The sequence below is a fragment of the Ruegeria sp. CG11 genome, from assembly GCF_056537245.1.
The window spans coordinates 1-1,256 of record NZ_JBQFRE010000058.1; the positions used below are offsets into that span (position 1 = coordinate 1).

Below are 1,256 nucleotides of genomic sequence, written 5' to 3' on the forward strand. Positions count from 1 at the left end.
GCTTGAGTTTGTTTTGCTCGGTACCGCGCAATGCCATACCCACCTGCACAATAAAGGGCTTATAGGTGTCATACCGTTGGTTTCGCGGATGTGTCAGTGTCGTTGAGTGTGGCTAGTTGTGTTCTCTGAAGAGGTTGTTCATCGCGTTCAGATGTTTGATGTTGGTTTCACCACAAAACAACACAAGAGATCCATGAGATGAACAACCCGCATAAGAATGCCCGAACCACGACGTATAGTCGAGAGCAGATGGTAAAACGAGTGCTGGAACAGCGGCAACCGGTGGAACAGGTTGCCCGGGCGTTTGCAGTCAGTGTTCGCACGGTGCGTAAATGGATTGGCCGCTACCTGGCTGAAGGAAGGGCCGGTCTGGAGAACCGCTCATCACGGCCAAGGTCTGCCGCTGCTGTACAGGCCAGCTGGTGGCGCAAGAAAGCTGAACAACTTCGCAAGGACTACCGTCTGACGGCACAAGAGATCGCGACCAAGCTCAATCTTGCCCGCTCGACAGTTGCGGCTTGGTTGAAGCATGCAGGTCTTGGTAAATTGAAGGCTCTTGATCCCAAGCCACTTGTGCGACGCTATCAACGCGAACGAGCGGGGGAGCTATTACATCTGGACATCAAGAAACTGGGGCGCTTTGAAGGGCACGGTCATCGCATTACAGGCAATCGCAAAGGCCGCACGCCGGGACTTGGCTGGGACTATCTGCATGTGGCCATTGATGATGCCACCCGTCTTGCCTATGTGGAAGTTCTGCCCGATGAGACCCGGCACTCGACCTCAGCTTTTCTTGTCCGCGCTCTGCGCTGGTTTCGCAGACGGGGCGTGGCAGTCGAGCGAGTGATGACGGACAACGGTTCCGGTTACATCGCAAAACTGTTCCGCAGGATACTGCGGATGCTGAACATAAAACACATCCGCACCCGGCCCTACACGCCTAAAACCAACGGAAAAGCCGAACGCTTCATTCAAACCATGCTGCGTGAGTGGGCCTATGCCATCCCGTTTAAATCATCAAGAGCCAGAAAACAGGATCTGCCAAGATGGGTGAACTGGTACAACACTCAACGCACCCACATGGGCATTAACAATCAAACCCCAATTCAGGCCTTAAATGGAACAACCTAACCAGATTCCACACCTAGCGGCCGCCAGGTTAAGGTATATCGCCGGATCCACATGGGCCTCCAAGCGCTATATGAACATGAAACCGCTTTTTGAGAACGCCGAACATCAAACCGGAGCCGTCGCCT

General features: G+C 53.7%; 1 protein-coding gene. It reads left to right on the forward strand.

The genetic code is table 11. The features are described from left to right. Positions 1 to 198: 198 nt before the first annotated feature. Complete coding sequence (locus tag ACR0KW_RS24195) at positions 199 to 1,131, forward strand: IS481 family transposase (RefSeq protein WP_480745117.1); 933 nt, start codon at positions 199 to 201, stop codon at positions 1,129 to 1,131. Positions 1,132 to 1,256 lie beyond the last annotated feature (125 nt).